This window comes from Afipia sp. DC4300-2b1 (assembly GCF_049895725.1).
Lineage (GTDB): Bacteria > Pseudomonadota > Alphaproteobacteria > Rhizobiales > Xanthobacteraceae > Afipia > Afipia broomeae.
Genome location: NZ_JAFCSX010000020.1, coordinates 1 through 1012, shown reverse-complemented (window position 1 = coordinate 1012; position 1012 = coordinate 1). Strand labels below are relative to the sequence as shown.

Below are 1012 nucleotides of genomic sequence, written 5' to 3'. Positions count from 1 at the left end.
ACGGAAGTTAAGCTCTTCAGCGCCGATGGTAGTTGGGGGTTTCCCCCTGTGAGAGTAGGACGCCGCCAAGCTTCTATAAGGATCAGTTCCAGTCGGAACTGGTCTTTTTTGTGTTTTTGAATGATTTGCTTCTATATAATAGGTTGTTAAAGTGAAAATACGTTGTTCCCTCGAGATTGCTACATAAATCAAACTTTATGCTCCTTCAATTTAACATGTCGGTCATCATATGAACCGGCAGCTCAAATCATCAAGGGCATCACTAAAAGCATAGAAAACCTTACCTTGGGTAAATAGATATAGAAAGGCGATGTATAGGGCCACTAAATAGAAAGACCTCATCCCGAAGGGGTGATTCAGCATTGTTGAATTTCCAATTTAAAAAGATAGAAGACATGAAAGAAACAATATTCATTTTATTTCTCCTGTTAAAATTTTACATAGACGATAAAGCTGTTGAATATTTGAAGCAGCAGAAAAAAATGATGTGAAACGATTTTCTGAAAAATAGTAAAGACCAGCAACATTTTCACACTTTTTTATGCAAAAAAGATTTCTCAAAAAAATAAAATAATAACAGAATTTCTTATTTGAATGTTTTTAACTAGAGATATATGAAATAAAACAAGGGTTTAGAAGCTACAAAATTGCTGTTTCCACAGTGATAAAGCCTTATTAGTACTCTTTTTAACAAAAAAACATAAAAAAATGAAAAAAAGGCTTTTAAAATGATGAGACAAGTGGTAAACTTCTTTAGGTGCCTTAACGAAAAGATGAAAAAAACAGCTTTAAAATAAATTCAAAAATTATTTTAAAAAAGTCTTTACAAACAATATCTTATCGTTATATAATACTATTTGTCAGATCGAGAGACACTTCGAAACGACACAATATGGAGGATTAGCTCAGCTGGGAGAGCATCTGCCTTACAAGCAGAGGGTCGGCGGTTCGAGCCCGTCATCCTCCACCATATTTATTCTTACATAATGTTAGGATAGATAAAGCCGGTGTA

Annotated in this window: 1 tRNA gene and 1 rRNA gene; both read left to right on the top strand. The window is 34.0% G+C overall.

Going from position 1 to position 1012, the window contains the following annotated elements:
- Positions 1–71 (top strand): 5S ribosomal RNA (rrf, locus tag ACP7AL_RS25520); the annotation flags it as partial.
- A gap of 823 nt (positions 72–894) precedes the next feature.
- Positions 895–970 (top strand) — tRNA-Val (locus tag ACP7AL_RS25515).
- Positions 971–1012 lie beyond the last annotated feature (42 nt).